Here is a 2,631-nt window from a genome sequence, read left to right as displayed (position 1 = left end):
AATGTGTATAAGAGACACAACGTTTTCAGATGTAACACCTACTCTATCTATTGCATCTGTTTCATATAGATTAAGCGCTGAATTCGCATCTTTAACTATCTTTGTATTTATCTCATCTAATTTGACAGCTGAATTATCCCAATAAGTAGGATTCTTTGTCATTGAATAATGATCTTCTATTTTCCATTCACTTAATGTAAATGGTCCATTGTATAAAGTAGACTTAGCTGTTGTTCCAAATGTATCTCCTTGAGATTCAACAAATTTTTGATTTTGAGGTAAATAAACTCCAAATGCCATTAATTTATCAAAATAAGTAACCGGTCTTACTAATTTCACTTCTAAAGTATAATCATCTATAGCTTTTACTCCTACAGAATCAGGATCTTTATTTTCTCCTAAATTGTACTCTTTTGCACCAACTATATCATGCATTATAAATCCATATTGCGATGCTGTTTCTGGATTTAAAGTTCTCTTCCATGAGTATTCAAAGTCTTTTGCAGTAACTTCATCCCCATTTGACCACTTAGCATCTTTTCTTAATTTAAATGTCCATGTTAATCCATCTTCAGATGTTTGCCAGCTTTCTGCAATTCCTGGTATAGCTTTGTTTTCTTTGTCTATTCTAACTAATCCCTCCATAGTATTAGTCATTACCTCAAATGAAACAGTATCTGTAGCTTTACTTGGGTCTATAGTTGGAATATCAGAAGTACTTATTAAGTTTAATTGTTTTTTCTCTTTATCAACATCTGCCCACTTATATGACCATGGAACTGTAGGGAATTTAAACATATCGCTTACATATTCCTTTTGCATATAAGCTATACCAGATTGAATTAATGGAGCAATATATGCATCATCTAGCATAAGTTTTTCAGCTTCCGCAAATTTTTTCCAACTTTCATTTTGTTCTGGCATTGCTTTTGCTTCATTTACTAATTTATTATATTCATCACTTTTATAACCTGTATTAGATGCATAACTTACACCCTTCATCATAGTGTCTAAAAATGTTAGAGGGTCTGGGTAATCTGCTCCCCATCCTGCGTAAGCTAATTGGAATTTACCTTTTTGCTCTAACTCTATTTTTTGTTTAAATGGTTGAGTTTTGATTTTTATTGTTAATCCAGGTAAATTTTCTTGAAGCTCAGATTGCATAAACTCAGCTTGTCGCTTACTTGTATCACTATCAAAAGTTACTAGCTCTAAAGTTACAGTACCAAATCCAACTTCTTCTTTTGCTTTATCCCAGTACTTTTTAGCTTCTTCGCCATTATAAGAATATCCCATTTTCCCAGCAACATCTCTATAGTCTTTTCCATCTTTGTTTATAGCTAACTCATTAGGTACAAAGTAATCAGCTGGAACAGATCCATTATTTAATATAACATCACATAATTCCTGTTTATCTATAGCCATATTTATAGCTATTCTTGCATTTTTATTTGCAAGCACATTATATGGATCAGCTTCCTTACCTGAATTATTTGATCCTGTCGTACCTTGATTTGATGTACACCCAGCTAAACTAGACATTCCTATTGTTGATATAGTTAACAATGCTAATAACCTTTTTCTATGAACCATAAAACCCTCCTAAATATAATTATTTTTATAATTATATTTAGGAGGGCCTATAAAAATTCCTAAAAATTAATGTGACATTCCTATTATTGCTCCTATTACATAAGGTATTAGCCATACACACCAAACAAATATACTAAACTTGTGGAATACCCTTTGTTTTTCTTTATCATTTTTATAAAGTACCCAAGTAGCCCAAACTGCATGGAATAGCATTAATAATATTGCTATAGTTCCTGTTATACCATGTATCATTGCTGAAGTTTCTGAAATACCACTAACTCCTGATTTAGCAATTTGACTCATTAAAAAAGTACCTGTTGTATCACAAATTAAACCTAAATAAAATGTTATTACATGATTTTTGTTTAAAACTTTAGCTTTTCTTTCACTAAATACACCTATTGTATAAAATACTAAAGCTAATGTTATAGCTGTTATAGCCGCTATTAATTTAAAACTCATAATTGTTCCTCCTTATTAGTTTGCATGCAAACTATTTTGTTATAATAATCTTATACCCGGGATTATATTTTGTCAAACAATTATTTTAATTTATTTTTTAATAAATTTAATGACTTAATGATTTCAGTTCTTTCATCTTCATTTAAATTATCAAATAAGTTTCCAAAAGTTTCTTCTGATTTTCTTCTAAAATATTTTGCAAACTCTAGTCCTTTAGTAGAAAATTGTATATAAGTATTCCTTTTATCATTATCATATTTCACCTTTTTTATGTAATCAGCTTGCTCAAGCCTATTAACAATACCAGATACAGTTCCTTTTGATAAATACATTTCATTACAAATTTGACTTATATTTATTTCCTTATTGTGTGCAACTAATTTTAATACCATTATTTGCTGGTGTGTTAAACCACTCTCAGATAATCCTGCCTCTATCTTGCTCATAGATCTTGAATATATCTCTTTTATTAACATTAATATTTCAAATGAATCGCTCATTATAATTACCTCCATCTTTACAAATATATTGCTTCTTTTATATACTTTATATAATACATTTATTTATGTATTATAT

At 29.5% G+C, this 2,631-nt stretch carries 3 protein-coding genes; all 3 read right to left on the bottom strand.

Annotation, left to right across the window (positions count from 1 at the left end; translation table 11 throughout):
* The coding region (locus RWY47_RS05415) for an ABC transporter substrate-binding protein (protein ID WP_316030266.1) at positions 1-1,593 on the bottom strand (1,593 nt) is incomplete at its 3' end.
* A 66-nt stretch (positions 1,594-1,659) separates the two neighbouring features.
* On the bottom strand, positions 1,660-2,055 hold the full coding sequence (locus RWY47_RS05410; protein ID WP_021428977.1) for an HsmA family protein: 396 nt from the start codon (positions 2,053-2,055) through the stop codon (positions 1,660-1,662).
* 80 nt (positions 2,056-2,135) lie between these two features.
* Positions 2,136-2,555 carry a MarR family winged helix-turn-helix transcriptional regulator gene (locus tag RWY47_RS05405; RefSeq protein WP_021429094.1) on the bottom strand — a complete coding sequence of 140 codons (420 nt, stop codon included), beginning with the start codon at positions 2,553-2,555 and terminating at the stop codon, positions 2,136-2,138.
* Between the last annotated feature and the right edge of the window lie 76 nt (positions 2,556-2,631).

The organism is Paraclostridium sp. MRS3W1, from assembly GCF_032465715.1.
GTDB lineage: Bacteria > Bacillota > Clostridia > Peptostreptococcales > Peptostreptococcaceae > Paraclostridium > Paraclostridium dentum.
The sequence above is the reverse complement of the archived record's forward strand: the minus strand, read 5'-3'. Positions and strand labels throughout refer to the sequence as shown.

What these genes read in the sequence shown, in the direction of transcription:
- RWY47_RS05410 (WP_021428977.1), bottom strand. Translation starts at nt 2,055, where the DNA reads ATGAGTTTTAAATTAATAGCGGCTATAACAGCTATAACATTAGCTTTA.
- RWY47_RS05405 (WP_021429094.1), bottom strand. Translation starts at nt 2,555, where the DNA reads ATGAGCGATTCATTTGAAATATTAATGTTAATAAAAGAGATATATTCA.